Annotated in this window: 20 protein-coding genes and 1 pseudogene; 11 read left to right on the top strand and 10 right to left on the bottom strand. The window is 63.8% G+C overall.

Annotated features, from left to right (window positions below):
* Positions 1-279: 279 nt before the first annotated feature.
* From AC1DT2_RS09530 to AC1DT2_RS09505, 6 genes and pseudogenes are all read left to right on the top strand, one after another.
* A pseudogene (locus AC1DT2_RS09530) lies at positions 280-1,495 on the top strand (cytochrome ubiquinol oxidase subunit I).
* A gap of 7 nt (positions 1,496-1,502) precedes the next feature.
* Complete coding sequence (cydB, locus tag AC1DT2_RS09525; protein ID WP_477296009.1) at positions 1,503-2,510, top strand: cytochrome d ubiquinol oxidase subunit II; 1,008 nt, start codon at positions 1,503-1,505, stop codon at positions 2,508-2,510.
* Positions 2,510-2,623 carry a DUF2474 family protein gene (locus tag AC1DT2_RS09520; RefSeq protein ID WP_213947262.1) on the top strand — a complete coding sequence of 38 codons (114 nt, stop codon included), beginning with the start codon at positions 2,510-2,512 and terminating at the stop codon, positions 2,621-2,623. Before cydB ends, AC1DT2_RS09520 begins: the two co-directional genes overlap by 1 nt.
* 19 nt (positions 2,624-2,642) lie before the next feature.
* Entirely contained in the window at positions 2,643-3,404 is a 762-nt protein-coding gene (locus AC1DT2_RS09515; RefSeq protein WP_063573353.1) for an AraC family transcriptional regulator, read from the top strand.
* Positions 3,405-3,467: 63 nt separating this feature from the next.
* The gene (locus AC1DT2_RS09510; protein ID WP_477296008.1) at positions 3,468-5,300 is read left to right on the top strand and encodes a M3 family metallopeptidase; all 1,833 of its coding nucleotides are present in this window, start codon (positions 3,468-3,470) and stop codon (positions 5,298-5,300) included.
* Between the two features lie 119 nt (positions 5,301-5,419).
* Positions 5,420-5,668, top strand: a complete 249-nt coding sequence (locus tag AC1DT2_RS09505; protein ID WP_477296007.1) for a hypothetical protein — start codon at positions 5,420-5,422, stop codon at positions 5,666-5,668.
* Between the two features lie 10 nt (positions 5,669-5,678).
* Here the strand turns inward: AC1DT2_RS09505 and AC1DT2_RS09500 are convergent, their stop codons facing one another.
* The 5 genes from AC1DT2_RS09500 to AC1DT2_RS09480 form a co-directional block, all read right to left on the bottom strand.
* Positions 5,679-6,134 (bottom strand): nuclear transport factor 2 family protein, encoded by a 456-nt coding sequence (locus AC1DT2_RS09500; protein ID WP_477296006.1) that lies wholly within the window; start codon positions 6,132-6,134, stop codon positions 5,679-5,681.
* Positions 6,135-6,207: 73 nt separating this feature from the next.
* The gene (locus AC1DT2_RS09495) at positions 6,208-8,316 is read right to left on the bottom strand and encodes a catalase (RefSeq protein ID WP_477296005.1); all 2,109 of its coding nucleotides are present in this window, start codon (positions 8,314-8,316) and stop codon (positions 6,208-6,210) included.
* Positions 8,317-8,400: 84 nt separating this feature from the next.
* The gene (locus AC1DT2_RS09490) at positions 8,401-9,231 is read right to left on the bottom strand and encodes a GGDEF domain-containing protein (RefSeq protein ID WP_477296004.1); all 831 of its coding nucleotides are present in this window, start codon (positions 9,229-9,231) and stop codon (positions 8,401-8,403) included.
* The gene (locus AC1DT2_RS09485) at positions 9,200-9,763 is read right to left on the bottom strand and encodes a hypothetical protein (protein WP_477296003.1); all 564 of its coding nucleotides are present in this window, start codon (positions 9,761-9,763) and stop codon (positions 9,200-9,202) included. The genes AC1DT2_RS09490 and AC1DT2_RS09485 overlap by 32 nt, the downstream gene beginning before the upstream one ends.
* Positions 9,764-9,786: 23 nt before the next feature.
* Positions 9,787-10,740 (bottom strand): quinone oxidoreductase family protein, encoded by a 954-nt coding sequence (locus AC1DT2_RS09480; RefSeq protein ID WP_063573171.1) that lies wholly within the window; start codon positions 10,738-10,740, stop codon positions 9,787-9,789.
* A gap of 119 nt (positions 10,741-10,859) precedes the next feature.
* Here AC1DT2_RS09480 and AC1DT2_RS09475 point away from each other — a divergent pair, with 119 nt between their 5' ends.
* Positions 10,860-11,273, top strand: coding sequence for a DUF3224 domain-containing protein (locus AC1DT2_RS09475; RefSeq protein WP_477296002.1), 414 nt, complete (start codon positions 10,860-10,862; stop codon positions 11,271-11,273).
* Here AC1DT2_RS09475 and AC1DT2_RS09470 read toward each other — a convergent pair.
* The 3 genes from AC1DT2_RS09470 to AC1DT2_RS09460 form a co-directional block, all read right to left on the bottom strand.
* Complete coding sequence (locus tag AC1DT2_RS09470; protein WP_477296001.1) at positions 11,270-12,463, bottom strand: DUF2252 family protein; 1,194 nt, start codon at positions 12,461-12,463, stop codon at positions 11,270-11,272. The two genes, AC1DT2_RS09475 and AC1DT2_RS09470, sit on opposite strands and share 4 nt — an antisense overlap.
* Positions 12,464-12,606: 143 nt before the next feature.
* Positions 12,607-13,392, bottom strand: coding sequence for a LytR/AlgR family response regulator transcription factor (locus AC1DT2_RS09465; RefSeq protein WP_477296000.1), 786 nt, complete (start codon positions 13,390-13,392; stop codon positions 12,607-12,609).
* Positions 13,389-14,510 (bottom strand): sensor histidine kinase, encoded by a 1,122-nt coding sequence (locus AC1DT2_RS09460; protein ID WP_477295999.1) that lies wholly within the window; start codon positions 14,508-14,510, stop codon positions 13,389-13,391. The genes AC1DT2_RS09465 and AC1DT2_RS09460 overlap by 4 nt, the downstream gene beginning before the upstream one ends.
* A gap of 175 nt (positions 14,511-14,685) precedes the next feature.
* Here AC1DT2_RS09460 and AC1DT2_RS09455 point away from each other — a divergent pair, with 175 nt between their 5' ends.
* On the top strand, positions 14,686-15,063 hold the full coding sequence (locus tag AC1DT2_RS09455) for a hypothetical protein (RefSeq protein ID WP_477295998.1): 378 nt from the start codon (positions 14,686-14,688) through the stop codon (positions 15,061-15,063).
* On the opposite strand, the gene AC1DT2_RS09450 is transcribed toward AC1DT2_RS09455, so the two are convergent.
* Positions 15,046-16,272 (bottom strand): hypothetical protein, encoded by a 1,227-nt coding sequence (locus tag AC1DT2_RS09450; RefSeq protein WP_477295997.1) that lies wholly within the window; start codon positions 16,270-16,272, stop codon positions 15,046-15,048. The genes AC1DT2_RS09455 and AC1DT2_RS09450 overlap by 18 nt on opposite strands.
* 74 nt (positions 16,273-16,346) lie before the next feature.
* On the opposite strand from AC1DT2_RS09450, the gene AC1DT2_RS09445 reads away from it, so the two are divergent.
* The 3 genes from AC1DT2_RS09445 to AC1DT2_RS09435 are packed head-to-tail and all read left to right on the top strand — an operon-like array spanning position 16,347 to position 18,516.
* Positions 16,347-17,051 (top strand): pirin family protein, encoded by a 705-nt coding sequence (locus tag AC1DT2_RS09445; protein WP_477295996.1) that lies wholly within the window; start codon positions 16,347-16,349, stop codon positions 17,049-17,051.
* Positions 17,052-17,055: 4 nt separating this feature from the next.
* Complete coding sequence (locus AC1DT2_RS09440; RefSeq protein WP_477295995.1) at positions 17,056-17,742, top strand: YoaK family protein; 687 nt, start codon at positions 17,056-17,058, stop codon at positions 17,740-17,742.
* 39 nt (positions 17,743-17,781) lie between these two features.
* Entirely contained in the window at positions 17,782-18,516 is a 735-nt protein-coding gene (locus tag AC1DT2_RS09435; protein ID WP_477295994.1) for a nuclear transport factor 2 family protein, read from the top strand.
* A gap of 53 nt (positions 18,517-18,569) precedes the next feature.
* On the opposite strand, the gene AC1DT2_RS09430 is transcribed toward AC1DT2_RS09435, so the two are convergent.
* Positions 18,570-19,214, bottom strand: coding sequence for a hypothetical protein (locus tag AC1DT2_RS09430; RefSeq protein ID WP_477295993.1), 645 nt, complete (start codon positions 19,212-19,214; stop codon positions 18,570-18,572).
* Positions 19,215-19,524: the final 310 nt, after the last annotated feature.

Below are 19,524 nucleotides of genomic sequence, written 5' to 3'. Positions count from 1 at the left end.
GGACAAGGCAGCAGACGAGCGGCAGGAGGCGAGGCTTCACGGTGTTTCCTTGTGCAAGGTCGCAGGATCATCGGCTCCGAAACCTCAAGCTTTAGTGAGGCTGCCGAATCGGCGTGACGATAAGCCGCGCCGGCGTGCCTGATTTGCACAATCCATGGGGGCATGCGGCTTGGGATACTGGTGGCCAGCCCCCCATGCACGGACCTTCGCGTGAACGTATCCGACACGGCGCTTCTTCTTGCCCGGTGGCAGTTCGCCTTCACCGTGTCCTTCCACATCATGTTCCCGGCGATCAGCATCGGCCTGGCCAGCTTCCTCGCGGTGCTGGAGGGGCTGTGGCTGAAGACCGGCAAGGTGGTCTACAAGGAGCTGTTTTTCTTCTGGTCGAAGATCTTCGCCGTGGGCTTCGGCATGGGCGTGGTTTCGGGCGTGGTGATGAGCTACGAATTCGGTACCAACTGGTCCGGTTTTTCCGCGTTCGCCGGTTCGGTCACCGGCCCCCTGCTCGCCTTCGAGGTGATGACGGCATTCTTTCTCGAAGCCGGCTTCCTCGGCATCATGCTGTTCGGCTGGACCCGGGTCGGCCCGAAAGCCCATTTCTTCGCCACGCTCATGGTGGCTACCGGCACGCTCATCTCCACCTTCTGGATCCTGTCGTCCAACAGCTGGATGCAGACGCCGCAGGGTTATGAGGTGATCGGCGGCCGGATCGTGCCGGTCGACTGGCTGAAGATCGTCTTCAACCCCTCGTTCCCGTACCGCCTCGTGCACATGGCATTGGCCGCCTTCATCGTGGCCGCGATGCTCGTCGGCGCCTGCGCGGCGTGGCACCTGTTGCGCCATCGAAGGCCTTTGGGAAACCGAACACGGCGGCACCTCGCTCAACCTGGTCGGCTGGCCCGACATGGAGAACGAGACGACGCATTTCGCCATCAAGGTGCCCCACCTGGGCAGCCTGATCCTCACGCATAGCTGGAACGGCGAGATCCAGGGGCTGAAGTCGTTCCCGCGCGAAGACCGGCCCAACTCGACCATCGTTTTCTGGAGCTTCCGCATCATGGTCGGCATGGGCTTGCTGATGCTGTTGCTCRCCCTGCTTGGCCTGCTGCTGCGGCGTAACGCACGACTCTACGAAGCACGCTGGTTCCAGCGCTTCGTCCTGCTCATGGGTCCGAGCGGCTTGATCGCCCTGCTCGCAGGCTGGATCACGACCGAAGCCGGTCGCCAGCCCTGGGTGGTCTACGGCGTGATGCGCACCCGCGACGCGGTATCGACCTCGTTGACGGTGGACCAGGTCGGCACCTCGCTGATGATTTTCATCATGGTGTACTTCCTGGTCTTCGGCACGGGCATTTACTACATGCTCAAGCTGATGGCGAAGGGTCCCGACCTACCGCGCGACGAAGCCGAAGGCTCTTCGGGCGACACCGGCCTGGGTCGCRATCGCTTCGACCATCGTCCGCTTTCCCGCCCCACCGATCCCATCGACGAGTAACCACGCCATGCATATCGACTTGCCCGTGATCTGGGCGGCCATCATCGGCTTCGGCGTGTTCCTCTACGTCATGCTCGATGGGTTCGACCTTGGCATCGGCCYGATCTTTCCGTTCTTCGATCGCGAAGGCGAGCGCGAAGTGATGCTCAACACCGTCGCCCCGGTGTGGGACGGCAACGAAACCTGGATGGTGCTGGGTGGCGCCTGCCTCTACGCCGTGTTTCCCGTGGCCTACTCGGTGCTTCTTCCGGCCACCTACCTGCCGATCATCGCCATGCTGTGCGGATTGATCTTCCGCGGCGTGGCCTTCGAAATCAGGGCGAAGGCCCGGCGCACGCAGCACCTGTGGGATCTCGCCTTCATCGCTGGCTCGGGCGTGGCGACGTTCGCCCAGGGTGTGATCCTGGGCAGCCTGCTGCAGGGTATCGACGTGCGCGACGGCAAGTTCGTCGGCGGTCCCTTCGACTGGTTCTCACCCTTCAACCTGTTCACCGGCATCGGCCTGCTACTGACCTATGCCACGCTGGGTTGTGGCTGGCTGTTGATGAAGACCGAGGGTGAACTGCAACGTCGCATGGCGGTGCTGATGCGTCCGCTGACACTGTGCCTGGCCGCTGCCGTCGGCATCGTCAGCATCTGGACCCTGCTGGGCCAGCCCGGTGTGGCCGCCCGGTGGCTGACCATGCCCAACCTGCTTTTCTTCCTGCCGGTGCCCGTCCTGGTGCTCGCCTGCGTCATCGGCATCCTGACGAGCGTGCGGCGCGGCGCAGACCGGGCGCCCTTCCTGCTCACCCTTGCCATCGTGTTCCTTGGCTACAGCGGACTGCTGATCAGCATCTTCCCTAACATCATTCCGCCATCGCTGAGCATCTGGGAAGCGTCCGCGCCGCGTTCCAGCCAGGTGTTCACGCTGGTCGGTGCCGCCATCGTCATTCCGATCATCCTTTCGTATACCGTCCTTGCTTACTGGGTTTTTCGCGGAAAGGTGCGGCACGGCGACGAGGGCTATCACTGATGGCGAAGCATCCACGCCTGCGCCAGGCCGCCTGGTTCGTGGCGCTTTATCTGGGAGGCGTCGCCGCGGTAGCCTGTGTCGCCGGGCTCTTCCGGCTGCTGGTACCGCACTGAGCAATGCAAGGAGCACTGGATGAGCGGCATTACCGAGCTGCACGTGTCCGACTACGTCCCCCATGGCGACATGGCCGCTCACGCCCACGACGAAGCCTGGTTCTGTCTCGTCATCGCCGGCGGCTACGAAGAACGCATCCTCGGGCAAATCAACGAACACGAACCGGGCGACCTTCTGTTCTGCCCAGCCCATGCGACACACGCCCAGCGCTTTGGCCGCGACGGCGCGCGCAAGGTCATTTTCTCCCCCGACACCGAAACCACCGAGCTGCTCGCCGGCCAGTCGGCGCGGCTCGACGGACGCCCACTGCTTCGCCGCTCCAGGGAGCTGCTCGGGCTGGGACGGCGCATCGTCGAACAGCTTGCGCTCGGCGACGCCTTTGCGGGGCTATCCGCCCAGGGGCTGACGATGGAAGCGCTGGCGCTGGCCGCGCGTGGGCTGGACCAGCGAACGCACAACGAGCCCGCGTGGCTTCGACGCGTACGCGACTTCCTGCACGACGACCCGACGCGCGAGATGACGCTCGACCAGCTCGCGGGCATCGCCGGACGTCACCCTGTTCACCTGGCCCGCACCTTCCGCACCGTTCACGAATGCACCATCGGCGATTACGTGCGTCGCCTGCGGGTGGAGCGTGCTGCCGAGTTGCTCCGCGCCACACGGCGTCCTCTCCTGGATATCGCGCTGGAATGCGGTTTCGCCGGCGCGACGCAGTTCTCGCGCTCGTTCCGTGCCGTCCATGCCACCACGCCGACGGCATGGCGGCAGGCCGTCCGCTAAGCGCAGGCAACGCACGTTAATCCCGGTAAAGCAGCCTGCCGTCGCGGTTGCTACCGTTGGGCCATGCGCACACCTCGCCTGCTCGTTACCCTGCTCCTCTGTGTCGCCGGCCTTGCGGTCGCCGACACGTATCACATCGATCCGACGGCGTACTTCGCGTCCCCCGCCGGTGAAGCGACCGATCGGGTCGCCCTCGAAGCCGACATGACGGCCCTGCCCGTCCTGGCCGCTCCTTCGCCCGGCGACCTGCTTGCGTATCTGCGCCGCGCGGAGGCGTTGCTGGCCCGCGGCCAGCGGCATATCGCGTACCTGCACCTGCTCACCGCCCTCGATATCGACGATCACGCGGCCGCGGACGCGCTCAGCGCGGTGCAGACCGACGAGGGCAACCTCGTCATGACGGTTCGCAACACGTTGCGTGCCTTGGGTAAGCCCGGGTTCGACCAGGCGGTCCGGGAAACGCCTGAGCTGAAGCACTACACCTATGTGCTGGATCGCGCCCTTCGCGGCCTGCCGCACGAGCTCCCGCCCGAGCAACAGACGATCATGGACGAGGTCTCGGACCAGGGTAGTACGGCGCTGCGCAACACCTATCAGAAGACGCGCCGGGCGACCGTCTACGGCACGGTGCACACGAGCGCGGGCGACTTCGACGCGGGCAAGGACGGGGAGCACCTCGGCACCGATCCGGATCGCGCCGTGAGGCAACAGGCATGGCAGCAGAAACAGGCGGCCAACGCCCTCAACGCAGAAACCTACGCCTCCCTGCTGATCGGCATCGTGCGTCTCAACGACAAGACCGCGCACCTGCAGCACTTCGCCGATGCGCCCGAGGCCGTTTACTTCGGTCGCCAGTTCGAACGCGCCGACGTCGACGCGACGGCACTCGCGGTAGAGCAGCGCGCCTCTGTGCTCATGGATTACCAGCGACTGCGGGCCAGCCAGATCAGCCGTGTGGCAAAGATCGCCGACGTGCACAGCTGGGACATGACGCTGCCGCCATCCGGCTTCACGGTGCCGGTCTTCGACTATGCGCAGATTCGTCGCATCGTTCCGGCGGCGCTCGCGCCGCTGGGACGCGATTACGTGGCGCGTTTCACGGCATTGCTGGACCCGGCGGCGCACCGTACAGACCTCGGCGACGCCAGCGGCAGTCGTGTCAACGACGCGTTCTCGATCGCTGCTCCCGGCGTACCACCGGGCCTTTTTCTCGGCCAGTGGCAGTCGGACCTGAAAGGCGCCAGTGTCGTCGCGCACGAAGGTGGCCACGCGCTGCATAGCGAGTTGATGAATGCGCACGGCGTCTCGCCGTTCTACAACCACGGCCCCAGCTGGATGCACGAGGCCATCGCCATTCTCAACGAAATGCTGTTCTACGAGCATCTCTACAAACATGCGCCCGATGCGCCCACGCGGGCGTACTACCTGCAAGCCCAGCTGGACGAGATGACCTTCGAAATCTTCACTTCCGCCGAAGAAGCCCAACTCGAGGAAGCCATCTACGACGGGGTGATCGCCGGCAAGATCCGCAAGGCGGCCGACCTGGACGCGCTCACGCTGGCTACCACCGGCCGCTTCGAGATCTGGCCCGGCATCGATCCGGAACTGAAACATGCCTGGATCGGCAAACGGCTGATGTACCAGGATCCTCTTTACCTCGCCAATTACCTGTATGCCGGACTGTTGGCGACGAAGATGTTTGCCATGGCGACAAGCGATCCACGCGATTTCCAGAAGCGCTACGAGGCGATGATGGCCTCCGGCTTCGACGCGCCCCCGAAGGAGATCCTAAAGCGCTTCTTCGGTCACGACCTGAGCCCGTCGGACCTGGTGAACGCCGATGTGGACGTAATCAAAGGCAAGATGGCCGCGCTGGGCAAGATCTACGGCAATTAGCCAAAGGGCGGTCTGTTTCACGTTTTGATGACGCCCGCGCCGTGCCGCCCGCTGTATGCTTCCCCCGGGTCGAATCAGGGACTTACGCCGTGCGCCGCCAGGAAACCGATAGCCTCACCATGGKCGACATCATCTTCGACGCCGTGGCCATGAACGAGGCCGCGGTGGCCGGCGACCTCGACGAAAGCCGCTTCCGTGCGCGTCGCATCGCATCCCTGGCCGCACCTGAAGGCTACGACGGTATCGCCGACGCCGCTTCGCATCTCAGCCGTCTGCTCGGACCACCCGGCAGTGAGCCTCAACCGGGGTATGGCGCCGCCATGGTGGCCATCTCCAACGAGATCGACCTGGCCTTCGGCGACGCCTGAGTACCCTACCCTAGCGGGCGGGACACGTATCCCGGCTGTTGTCCGCAATACCGGCGATCAGCCAGCGACCGTCGATACGGACGAGGTTCACCGCGTCCGTTCCGCAATGTTTCACCTGGCCGTTGACCAAAAAATCGTACGGCGCCCACACGAACGCAATATCACCATCGACCCTGACGAGCGGATCGTAGATGCGCTCCTCGATGCGATCCTTCGCGGGCTTCATGTGATCGGCGAATTCGCCCAGGGTCATGCGCACCACCTTGCCTTTACGCAACAAGGCGACGCTGCCTTCCGGCTGCACGGTGGCGCGTATCGCAGCGCTGTCGTACTTCGCCATGCCGTCGAAGAATGCCTGAACAGGTGCGAGCACGGCCTTGTCGTCAGCATCGGCGGCTGACGAGGGCATGGTGGTCGACAGACCAAGCAGGGTCATGGCTAAGGTAGCGAAGGGCCTGGCGTTCATGGGCAACTCGTGGCGTGGACGAATCACACCATTAGCGCCAGGCCGTGCTGCGGTCAACCCCGTAGGGGCCGATTCACGCCAGCGTACGCACCTTCGCCTCTCGCGAAAATTGCCGGGTGGACGCCAACGTGACGAACGCATCCGCGTCCGACGCCTTGACCACGCCCGCATCGGCTTCCAGTCCCGCCTTGGCAAAGAGCGCGCGTCCACCATCGTCCAGGGCCAGGGCTTTCAAGTGCCCGAAGGCATCGCGAACGAAGTCGATCGCGGCGGCTTCCCTGGTCAGGGCTGCGGCGCCGTCGGCCGACAGCAACACCGCCACGGCATCGAAGTTGATCGACGGCGTACCAGCCAGCTGCCCGTCGGCAACGAGCAGCGTGCCATCGGCCAGCTTCGCCCCGCCGACCTTCGGCGCAACGATCTTCACGGTGGCTCCCGCGCCTTCGATCGCTTTACGCAGCTTCGCCACCGCAACGCCGTCCGAGCCGTCGTTGATGAGGATACCCACGACACGTCCCTGCAGGGTCGCCTTCATCTTGCCGATGATCTGCAAGGCGGGAGAGGGCTTCATCGGCACGACGGGAGCGGCCGCTTTGGGCGCCTTCGGTAAAGGCGACATGGCCAGTCCCGCCGCGACGCGCCTGGCCAGATCTTCGTCGACATGACGGAGGTGTCCGACGATCGCTTCACGCACGTGCACCGCATCCACCTTCGACAGCTCGAACACGAAGGCCGAGGCGATATGCGCCTGCTCGAACGCTGTCTGGCTGGTGAAGAACAGACGGGCCTGGCTGTAGTGATCGGCGAAGGTTTCGGCACGGACGCGCTCTCGCGTTCCTTCTTCCTGCACGGCGGCGCTGCGGAAACCGAGGGCGGGATCTTCGCGCGGCGAGTCGGCCTGCAACGAGCTCGGCTCATAGGCGACGCGTCCCTTGGGTACCTGCGTTTGCATGTGGCCGTCGCGCTGCTGGTTGGCGAAGGGGCACTTCGGCGCRTTGATGGGCAACTGGTGGAAGTTCGGCGAACCCAGGCGCGATAACTGCGTGTCGAGGTAGGAGAACAGGCGCCCCTGAAGCAGCGGGTCGTTGCTGAAGTCGATGCCGGGCACCAGGTGCGACGGACAGAACGCGACCTGCTCGGTCTCGGCGAAGAAGTTGTCCGGCCAGCGGTCCAGCACCATCCGGCCGATGATCTTCAGCGGGATGAGTTCTTCGGGGATGAGCTTGGTCGAGTCGAGGTGATCGAATGGGAACTTCGCCGCCTGCGCCTCCGTGAAAAGCTGCACGCCGAGCTCCCACTCGGGGAAGTTGCCCGCCTGGATCGCCTCGAACAGGTCGCGACGATGGAAGTCCGGGTCGGCGCCGGCGAGTTTCACTGCCTCGTCCCACACCGTCGATTGCAGGCCAAGCTTCGGCCGCCAGTGGAACTTGACGAAGGTGGACTTGCCCTTCGCATTCAGCAGGCGGAACGAATGGATGCCAAAGCCTTCCATCATGCGCAGCGAGCGCGGAATGGTCCGATCGGACATCGCCCACTGGATCATGTGCATCGACTCGGGCGTGAGGGAGATGAAATCCCAGAACGTGTCGTGCGCGCTCGCCGCCTGCGGGAAGCCGCGGTCGGGTTCCATCTTTACGGCATGAATCAGGTCGGGAAACTTGATCGCGTCCTGGATGAAGAACACCGGGATGTTGTTGCCAACCAGGTCCCAGTTGCCCTCCTTCGTGTAGAGCTTCACGGCGAAGCCACGCACGTCGCGCGGGGTGTCCACCGAGCCCGAGCCACCGGCGACCGTGGAGAACCGCGTGAACAACGGTGTGCGCTCGCCGACCTCGGTAAGGACACGAGCGGTGGTGTACTCGGCCAGCGAGGCTGTCAGCTCGAAGAAGCCGTGCGCCGCCGAACCGCGCGCGTGCACGATGCGCTCCGGAATGCGCTCATGGTCGAAGTGGGTGATCTTCTCGCGAAGGATGAAATCTTCCAACAGCGTGGGACCGCGGGCGTTGGCTTTCAGCGAGTTCTGGTTGTCTCCGATCACCAGGCCCTGGTTCGTCGTCAGCGGTGCATGCTCGCCACCGRCCGTCTGGTGGAGTTCATCCCCTTGGCCACGTCGGTCTTTCGGCAGTCCTGCAGTGTTGTTCTGAGCGGCAGCGTTTGCCGCCGACGGGGCTTTCTTGGCCATGGCACACCTCGGCTTGGTCGGGCGCCTAACATGCACTACGTGCCGTCAAAGCAGCCTTCACCGGTGTGAACTCGCCGATAGCTGTCACATCGTAYGGTTGCGCCCTGCCGCTTTCGCCCGGTACACCGCCTCGTCGGCGAGGTTCAGCAACGTTTCCGCGCTCACCGGGTTCGGCGCGCAATGCGTGGCGATGCCCGCACTGATCGTTACCAGGCCGTCGATGCCGTGACGGTTGGCGATGCCTAGGGTGTAGACATCCTGCCGAACCGTTTCAATGATGCCCAACGCCTCGCTGGCATCGATGCCGGGCAACACGACGACGAACTCCTCACCGCCATACCGCGCCACGACCGAGCCTGGTACGACCGTCAACGCCGCACGCAAGGTCTGGGCGACGAGGGTAAGGCATGCATCGCCGGCGAGGTGGCCATAGGCGTCGTTGAAGCCTTTGAACCGATCCACATCGAGCATCGCCAGGCTGACGCAGGGCTTCTCATCGTCGGTGCGATCGAGCGCACGCCTGAGCGCCAGGAACAGGCCGCGACGATTCTGCAGGCCAGTCAGCTCGTCATGGTTGGCCGTGTACTGGAGGCCGCGCCTTAAGAGGCGCAGCTCGTCTTCCACGGCCAGGTGATAGCCGATCACGATCGCGTTGCGCGCCGCGTAGACGGTCAAGGCCACGGCGAGGATGACCATGGCAAGCACCGGCTGGGATTTCAACAGGAAGAACACCAGAGCGCATAAGGCCAGGCAGAGCACGAACGGGCTGACGCTGCCGGACAGGTAGATGGCAGTGCGTGAGGGCCGATAGCCGCGAAGCCAGCCGATACTCCTGCGGCTGACGAGCACACCGAGCACCAGGAGCGGAATTGAAAGGAGCAGTTCAGGCAGGTAGGACTCGGTGAGCGACAGCAAGCGGTTCCTTGCGACGTGTGCCGAGCAGGCGGATGGTGGCGAACAGGGCGACGAAGGCATCGAGGCCGTCGAACAGCAGGATGAGGAACGAGGCCGAAGCAGCCGGCGAAGATGGATCGACGGCATGATGCAAGGTCACGTAGAACATCGCCGCCAGCGCGATGGCCAGCAGCGTATCCGCTGCCGTCGTCCAGCGGAACATCGGTCCCGTCGGGTTGTACGTCGCTGCCGCGATCATCAGCAGGCTCGCCGTGCAGAAATAGAAGCTGGGATCGACCATCACCAGCGTGCCTTCGGCATTCAGGAGCGAATCCGCGAACAACAGGGCCAGTGCCGTCGTTTTCGACAGGATGGCGCCGAACAGGATCCACCACAGCGGCTTGTTGTGCTCCACCGCCTGGATGCTGCGGCGCCAGCAGAGGTACAACGCCAGCACGGCGATGACGAGCACCGCCGCATAACTCCAGCTCAGGGTCCGCACGGTGACGAACATCGCGATGCCCGCGTGCACACCCAGGAGCAACGCCGACACGCGGGGTGTCCAGCGCTGGGTTATCAAGTGAGCATCACGACTTTGCCGATCGCTCCGCGGCTCTCCAGGAACGCGTGTGCTTTGCCGCCATCGCGCAGGGGAAACGTGCCGGCGATCGTCGGAACCAGCGAGCCTTTGCGGATAAGAGCGAACAGTTCAGAGGCGCGCTGCCTGCGCACCTCGGCGTTGACGAGCACGTTCCATAGGTCGCCGCCGGTGAGGGTCAGCGAACGGTCCATCAGGAGGCGCGGATCGACAGGGTCCGGATCGCCGCCGGCCATGCCGTAAAAGACCACGGTACCGCCCGTGCGCGTGGCGGCGAGGCTGTCGCCTAACGTGCGCCCGACGGAATCGTAGGTGACGTGCACGCCCGCCCCCTCGGTCGCGTCCTGTACACGCTCGACGAGGTCTTCGTAGCCCATGACCATGTCGGCGCCCGCGCGCCGCGCGGCGTCACGCTTGGCGTCGGACGAGGCGACACCGACCACGAGTACGCCCTTGGCACGCAGCATCTGCACCAGCAGGAGGCCAACGCCGCCGGCGGCGGCATGCACCAGTGCAACCTGGCCCGGCTGGGGATTCGAGCTATCGGTCACCAGGTATTGCGCGGTGAGGCCCTGCAGCAGGACGGCCGCGGCCGTCTCTGCCGAAATGTCGTCCGGCAATGGAATCAGCTTGTCCACGTCGACGGCGACCAGTTCGGCGTTGGCGAACGGCATGTCGGCGAAGCCGACCCGGCTGCCTTGGGGATAGGGGCTCCCGGGCGACACGACGACACCTGCCCCTTCGTAGCCGAGGATCCAGGGCGCGGCGCCCGAGAGATGATAGGTGCCGTTGCGGCGATACACGTCTGCGAAGTTCAGGCCTACGGCTTGCGTACGGACGAGCACCTGGCCAGGGCCGGGAACCGGGTCGGCGATGGTGTCCCAGCGCAGGACGTCGGTGCCGCCGAAGCGGTCGAACAGGAGGGCTTGCATGGGCGGACCTGGGGCCTTGTGCCGGGATGTTGACCGTATGGTAGGGCAGATATCGTCCCTGGCGCCCGGGGAGCGTATAACCCGTGAAGGCAGTCACATTCGCCACGCCCGGATATCCCATGAACAGCAACGCATCCTTGCAACAGGCCAGGGGCAGCTTCAGCGTCGAGGTCAAACCGCAGACGCCGGATAACCCCGCCGCCGAGGGATCCGGGCTGTCGCGCCTGTCGCTGCAAAAGCAGTTCCAGGGGGACCTCGAAGGTAGCGGCCAGGGCGAGATGCTCGGGGCTGGCGACGGAAAAACATCGGGCGGTTACGTGGCGCTGGAGAAAATCAGCGGCACGCTGGGTGGTCGCAGGGGCAGCTTCGTCATGATCCACCGCGCCTTGATGGTGGGTGGTGCTCCGACGGAATGGACGATCGTCGTGGTCCCCGAATCGGGCACCGACGAACTGAGGGGGCTGAGCGGCTCGATGAAAATCATCATCGCCGACGGCAAGCACAGCTACGACTTCGCGTATTCGTTCACCTAGGCGAGCGCTCCAGCGTATTTCCGGCAATGCTCGAGGTACCCGCCCTCGTGCGCCTGAACCAGCTCCACCACGCTACGCCATAGCCACGATGGCGCCTCGATGTTCTGCGGGCGGTTGCGCGCGAGTTCGGCGAGCCAGCTCTTGCGCTGGTCGCGATTCAGCTGGGCAGCATGTGCCCTGCCCACCACGTTGCCCAGATAACGGGCGACCTCCATGGCATCGGCGGGTTCCATCTGTTCGAGGTCGATCTTCAGGTCCTGCGGACGCAGCTCGCGAATGAAAACTGTCTTGCCCTGGATGCGCGAGGCCATCATCCGCTGGCCCAGGTTGGGCGCAAGATGGAGCGCGCCCTCCTTCACGCGGAGAGCGTTGTCGCGAGGCATATCCGCCGTCGCACTTCGCGGTGCGGCCGCGCGCAGCGCTTCCTTGACGTCGACCAGGCAGAGCTCCTTGCCGCCGCTCACGCGCATCAGCAACGCATAGCGAAGTCGTCCCAGCGAACTGCAGCCCTTGACCCAGTACTTGGCGTCGACGAGCTCGACCGTGGCATCGTCCTTGCGATGCACGAGTTGCGCGACCAGCTTCTGCATGTCGGTACCCGATGCCAATGCCTCGAGCTCGGCGCGCTCTTCATCGGTGACCGGCCAGAAGCGGCGGCCCAGCGGAATGGACGGCTTCGGGCCCGCGATGCGTTCCTCGGCCAGATGCTTCCAGCGGCGCCTGGTCGCTGCCCTCATGACCAGGCTGATGCACGAGGGACGTTCGACGAGGCGATAGTCCTTGCGTCCGCTTCCCATGGCGCGCTCGTAGCCGTCGATGAGCTGCTCGACCATGCGCGCCGTAATCACGCCTGGGAGATCGGAACCACGGGCGGCGGTGGCGAGCGACACGGCCAGTCGCACGATGTCATGCGCGGGATTGCCCATGACGGTCTGGTCGAGATCGCGGATCTGGATGTCGATACCGCCGTTGTTGTCCGCCACCGGCCCGATGTTGCTGACGTGGCAGTCACCGCATATCCAGATGTCCGGCCCCTTCGGCAGCGTTCGTCCTGCGTGGTCGAGCCAGTCGTAGAACTGCAGCGTGTTGCCGCGGACGAACACGTGTGCCGAGCGCGCCATCTTGAGGTTACGTAGCGCCGTCAGGCGTGCCGTGCGATCTTCCGGTTCAACGGTTCCCTTGACTGCCATGGTGCGCCTCGCAAGTTCTTGCGCATCGATGGTGAGCGCGTATAACGAGGCAGCGTGTCGTGGGTCGCGTGAAGCGATTGCGAGCTGGAGGAGAACGGGCCCGCTGGCGCGGGATCGCCGATGAATCGGCTCCTACACTGGTGCTAGCCGGGGCGTGGATCGGTGCGCGTCGAGACGAGGCGGAGGAAAGCTTCGTGTTGGTAGCGGCTCATGCGTAGCTTTTGTCCGGTGTCCATGGTGACTACATGGTGGCCGTTGAACCACGGATGGATGGCCTGTACGCGCCGAACGTTGATAATTGCCGAGCGGTGGATGCGCGCGAACTGGTTCGGGTTGAGCCGCTCGGCGAGGGCCACCATGGTTTCCCGCAGTTCGTACTGCCGGTCAGCGAGATGGATCTGCACGACATTGCCGTCAGCCTTGATCCAGACGATGTCGCTCACGTCGACGAAGGCCACGTGTTCGTCGGTACGTACCGGGATGCGCTCGAGATAGTTGTCGCGCTGTTTGAGCGCGTCGAGCACCTGTTGTATGCCGGAACCGCCCGCCGCATGCACCGCAACGGCGGACAACCGCGCCTTCGCGCGCTGCAGGGTTTCAGTGAAACGCTGCCGGCTGAAGGGCTTGACGAGGTAGTCCACGGCGTTTGCCTCGAACGCCTTGACGGCGTAGTGCTCAAACGCGGTGACGAAAACGGTGGCCGGCATCCGTGCCGCGCCGATGGTCGCCACGACATCCATGCCCTGGATGCCGGGCATCTGGATATCGAGGAAAACGAGGTCCGGCGACTGGTTGCGGATAGCCTGCACGGCGGAGACGCCGTCGCCGCATTCGCCCAGTATCTCGATGTCCGGATCGTCGCGCAGCAGGCGCACGATGGCGCTGCGGGCGAGCGGCTCGTCATCGACGACCAGCGCGGTGATCGTCATGCAGTCACGACCTCGGGTGCGTCATCGATTTCCTCGATCTCACGAAACGGCAGCTGGATCCGGCAAACCACACCCTGTGGCCAGATCATGTCCAGACGGACGTGGGCGGCGTCTCCATAGAGTTCGCGCAAACGTAACTCCGTGTTGGACAAGCCAATGCCGTGCCCTGCACTCTTGCCGATGGTTTGTCCTTCCTTTTCGAGCGTGCTGTTTCGATTGCGCACTTCAATGCGAAGTGTATCGCCGTCGCGGCGACTCTCGATCTCGATACAGTCGACGCCCAGTCGTTCCCCGATACCGTGTCGAATGGCGTTCTCGACGATGGGTTGGAGGATCAGGCTGGGGACCGCACAGTCCAGCGTATCCGGCGACACATAGATTCGCGTGGTCAGGCGGTCCTTGAAGCGCATCTGCTGGATGCCGAGATAAAGGTCCAGCAACACCAGCTCGCGCCGCAAGCTTATTTCCTGGCCATCGTAGTCTTCGAGAAAGGCACGAAGCAGCTCACTCAGGCGCAGCAGCATATCTTCTGCCGAGAGTGCGTCTTCCTTGAGCAAGGTGGCGATGGCATGCAGCGTGTTGAACAGGAAATGCGGCTGCAACTGCGATTTCAGAGCCTGCAGTCGTGATTGTGCGAGCTCGGTGGCAAGACGCCCGGTCTCGACTTCGCGGCGCGTCTTCTCGTCGTGGAAGTGCATGGCTTGCTGGATCGCAAACAGCGCCCAATAGGTAAGCAATCCCGTGGCGAAGTGCTGCCCGACAAACTGACTCAGCTGTTCGCCAAGGGAGCTGCCTTCGGTAAACATCGAGATGAACGCACCGATGATCTGCGCCAGCAGCGTCACGCCAAAACTCAAGGGCAGCTGCATGCCCAGTCCGCGCAATCGCACGGGTGGGCGAATGGGATACCTCGCCGCCAGCCGGAACACCTGCGGCGCCAGTGCGGCCCAGGTGTACCACTGGATCAGCGACCAGCGCAGGTAATCGAAGATGCTCCATGTATGGCCCGAGAGGTCGTCCTGCAGGTAGTGCTGCTCGGCGAACACCACGGCGACGATGGTCCACAGGCCGACGTAACGGGCAAGTCCGATCTGTGCGGTACCGAGTCGAACCTTCATGGCGATGCGTCCGATCTGGGATAGCGAGCCATGTTAGGCCGTGCCCGCGACGCCGGGAAGCGTGACGTATGGCCCACTACGATTCGTCAGCGCGCTACGACGATTCGTCCCGAATCGCTTTCCGCATGGTTCCCGAAGCGCTTCCCTGGAGCCTCGATCAGCCAAGGACAGCCCCATGCACATGCGCCCGATTCGTTTCGCCCGTACCCTCGCGGCCCTGGCCATCCTTGCCGTGGCAGGTCCCGTCATCGCCGCCGACTTTCAGCCGCCGGCAAGCCCGGGACGCCTCTTCCGCATCGTCAATGGCAGCTTCGACAGCGTCACGGCGCTCGCGGTCACGACGGGTTCTGCCGGCGGCTACGAGCCGATCGACCTGCGTGAACCCCTCCAGGGCGGACTCACCTCGACCACGGTGCGGCTGCCCGGGGGCGCATGCCTTCGCGATGTGCAGGTCACGTTTCGCGATGGGCGAAGCCAGGTCTACCGCGATATCGATGTCTGCAAGGCCACCGGCCTTCGCCTGTCCGCGAACCGTCTACCAGCCGCGCACTAGCGTGATGGTGATTTCCAGCATGATCAGCACGACGATGGAGATCTCCAGCAGCTCGGCGCGGCGGCTGGAGGCTTCCTCGTAAAGTGCGGCATAGGTGTCGCGGATGATGGCGAGCTTGCGGTCCACGGAGGCGCCCAGCGTCGGCACGCGGAACAGCCCCAGGGCGGTGCTGTAGACGCGCGCCAGGTAGACGTCCTCGGTGACTTGCAAGGCGTTGTCCACACGCTCGGTCAGCTCGGTCACCTCGGCGACGAGCGTGTACAGCCGGCGGGCCAGGTTGGCGAAGCGCCGCGATGCAAAGACCGATGCGGCACTGCGCGCGTTCTCCACCCTGTCATACATCCGCGGCAGCTCGTCGTCGAGCAAGGTGTCGTAGTAGCGGAATTCGACGAGCTGGGCGTTAGCCACTTCGATCACGTCGGCCACGTCGGAATCACGCCGGGGCTCGTAGATGAAGGCACGATCCCAGGTGAGCACCACTAGGTCGTCCGCGTAGTAGGAAAAACTGCGCGACATCAGTTCCTTCCGGGCAGCAGGCGACAGGCGCCGTTTTTCGCCGGAGAGAAGGCTGGTCAGGTCGACGCGTTCCTTCAGGGCGACGGCATCCATCGGTTCGTCGAACCCATGCACCGTCCCGATCAGATAGTCCTCTTCAAGGGAAGCGTCGATCGCGGGGCGGTCCAGCGCGGGCGAAATGATGTCGCGAACGCGCGCGAGCAGCTCCGTCCAGAAGTCCAGGGGGCCGGCCGGTCCGAGCAGACGGTCGAGTGCGTCGAAATCGGCGACAAACTGGCTCCAGGACTGGTCCTTGACCTTGACCCGCGCCGCCAGCGCCGCCACGCCGAAGTCGTAGAGGCGCACGGAAAGCTGCACCGCGACAGGCCCCGACCCCAGCATCAACTCGACTTCGCCCAGCGCAAGCCATAACGGGGCCACGCCAAAAGCCACCGCCTTGGGCGGTGTGCTGGACAGGTGCGAACGGTTGAACGCGCTGCTCGCCCGCGCGGCCCAGAGCGTCTGGGCTTGCACGAGATCGATGGTGTAAGCGATATCTATCAACCGCAGCGCGGTCAGTTCACCGGACGAGACAATGGGTTCGAGGGACGTCACCGAGGCAACCTGAAGCGAAGGATGACCCAGTTTAGCCCCGCTTCGTGACACTCCGCCGCCATCGGCCGGTAAAGCAGTGCTTTGTGCAAGAGCTTGCATCGACGCTCCTTTAGCGTACGCAGGTATGCTGGCCACAGACCCGGCCATCCCCCTCCCTGCTCCGGAGTTAGCCCATGTTCGTCATCCGCCACGCAGCCGACCGCGGCCACGCCAACCATGGCTGGCTCGATTCGCACCACAGCTTCTCGTTCGCCGACTACCGCGACGAGGACCACATGCACTTCGGGCCGCTTCGCGTCATCAACGAAGACCGGGTCGCTGCCGGCGCCGGCTTCGGCACGCACTCCCACCGCGACATGGAAATCATCAGCTACGTGCTCGAGGGCGAACTGGCCCACAGCGATTCCATGGGCAACAAGGTCGTGATCCGCCCCGGCGAAGTGCAGATCATGTCCGCAGGCAGYGGCGTGACCCACTCGGAAGAGAACCACGCGAAGACGCTGACCCACTTCCTGCAGATCTGGATCATCCCCAACGAACTGCACCTGAAGCCCGGATACGAGCAAAAGACCTACCCGGACTCTGAAAAGCGCGGCAAGCTGCGCCTGGTTGCCAGCCAGAGTGGCGAACACGGCTCGGTGACCGTGCACCAGGACGTACGGATCTACGCAGGCCTGTTCGGTCCGGACGAAACCGCGCATCACAATATCGACTACGAGCGGCTGGCGTACGTGCACGTCGTACGCGGTACGGTGCACGTCAACGGCCATCCGCTATCGGCAGGCGACGCGGCGAAGATCACCGCCGAGCAACGCGTGGTCCTGAGCGATGGCGTCGACAGCGAGGTGCTGGTGTTCGATATGGCGCCACTGGAATGAGCCCATGCCTGCACCGGCGCCGATAGCCGATCGGGACCCGCTGGTCGTCCTGCTCACCTTGCTTTCGCTGACCACGGGTATCGTCGACGCGACGAGTGTGCTCGGCCTGGGCAAGGTGTTTACCGCGAACATGACTGGCAACGTCGTGTTCCTCGGGTTCGCCGCCGCAGGGGCTCAAGGATTCCACTGGGAGCTCTATATCCTGGCGCTCGTCGCCTTCGCCCTCGGCGCGGTGGGCGCCGGGCGTCTCGGCCGATTTTTCGTCAATCGCAGCCGGCGCCGTTGGCTCATCGTTTCCGCGTCGATCGAGGCCGGCTTGCTCTGGATCGCCGCGGCCTGTGCACTGGCCGCGCCCTCCGATACCGCCGTGGGCCTTCGTCTTACCCTCATCGCCCTGATTGCCATCGCCATGGGCGCGCGCAACGCCACCGTGCGACAGCTGAACGTGCCGGACCTGACCACCACGGTGGTCACCCGGACCATTACTGGTCTGGCTGCCGATTCTCGTCTCGCCGGCGGCCCCGGGCAGAATCCTGGCCGACGAGTTCGCGCGATCGTGGCCTTGTTCGCCGGTGCTGCCCTGGGTGCTTTCCTGGTGCTGCGTTGGGGGTTGACGCCTCCCCTGGCCCTTGCCGGCGCGGCGGTTATGGGCTTTACCTTGGCCCTTGCGAAGGACGAAGCCCTGGGGTGAAGCTAGCTCTCGACCTTTCCTGAGGAGGCTCGTATCGCGATGCGTACCCCGGCTCTCTGCGCTCTTTCGCTACTGACCTTGTGTACGACCGCCTCGGCGGCGGACGCTCCCACGTCGTTGACGAGGGAACTGCTTGCTTCCACGCAGGCCCGGGTCGACGCCATCCCCAAAGGAGACAAAATCACGTGGCAGCGCCTTCTCGCCGATGACGCGGTGTTGATCGACGAATTCGGGCGGGTGACGAATAAGGCGGACACGATCGCCTCGCTTCATCCCTTCCCCGAGGGCTTTTCCGGCAGCATCGAGCTTCGCGATCCGCACGTGATCCAACATGAAAACACCGCGCTCCTGCAGGTGGAGGAATATGAACAGGAAAGTGCCTTCGGACAGAAACTCACTGTGCGATACAAGGCACTGCTGACCTACGTGAAGCAAGGCAGTGACTGGAAGGTGGTGGGGTATGCGGACGTAACACTACCGACCGAGCCRCCAAGGCTCGCCGTGAAAAATGTGCACAACGACGACTACACAGGGACCTATCGCTATGCTCCCACGAGGGCATGGACCGTCGTGAACACGGACGGTGAGCTCAGCTACAGCACGCGCGCCGGCGGCACCGCCAACGTGCTGCAGCCGCTGGGTGGTGACATTTTCATGGGTAGCGATGACGAGAGAAACCTCCTCTTATTTCGTCGCGGTGCCGACGGCAAAGTCAACGAAGTCATCGAGCGACGCAAATTCAATGACCTGACGCTGCTCCGCGATAGCAGATAGGCATACTCTTCGGCCCGACTATTCCGCGTGCGCCCTGGTACAGCATCGGGGAACTATCCGCCCGTCACCACATTCCAATAATCGTGCGATTCCACGCTATCTTTGTATCCGCAATCGATCAGGCAAGGAAGAAGAAGCGCGTTTGTCTCGACCAGATATCGAAAATCGTTCAGTACGAGGCACATTGGAAAACCAAGCTCCCCCGTCGAATAGTTAAACGACGGCGCGTACTGCCTGAATCCAAGCGCGCGATACTTGTCGACCATTGCGGGACCGCTGTCCATCACTACAAAGCGAATCTCCTCGTGACTCGCAGTAAAGAGAAACAGCGATCGAACAAGGCTAAAGGCCACGCCTGTCTTCCGATGGGACGAACGGACGAGCCATTTTCTGGCGGTGGCTACGGATTCGCTCGAAAACGGCTCCGAGAATCTCGAGAGTTGGTATCTCGAAATATCCTGGTGGGAGACGTCCATGCCGCGCCACCAATCCACCGAAAGCCCGCCGACGGCATGCCCTTCGGCATCGATCGCCAAGAAGGTTTGCCCCTGAGCGTTGGCTTTTCGGACGAGCGCACTTTCCTCGAGCGCTGATTCGTCGTAGCGAAGCTCCTTCAAGAAAACCTCGTTCCAAAGGGAACGAAGCGCATGTCGCCGCTGGGCGGTATCTGCATGTACCACTGAGATGGACGTTTCCATTTTGATAAGCATCCTTGCTTCGATGCACACCCTGATCCCTATCCATCCCTCAATGCGCGAAGCCTGTGCAGCCACGCCTTCGCACCTGGCAGCCGACTCAGCCAAACTGACGACGGCCGGATTGCGCGTCCGTTATAGGTATCGATATAGAAGGCTGGCCAGCCCAGACGGGCGAAGCCGATACCATGAACATGCGCAATGGCGCAGAGTGCTTCTCTTGCCATAAGCGCCCCGGTTTCCACCGTCAGGGGCGCAAAGCTGGGGACCGGACCCTCGAAGCGGAGGAATCGTCTAAGCATCGGAATAAGCC

The organism is Luteibacter sp. P4_E6 (genome assembly GCF_056401535.1).
The sequence above is the reverse complement of the archived record's forward strand: the minus strand, read 5'-3'. Positions and strand labels throughout refer to the sequence as shown.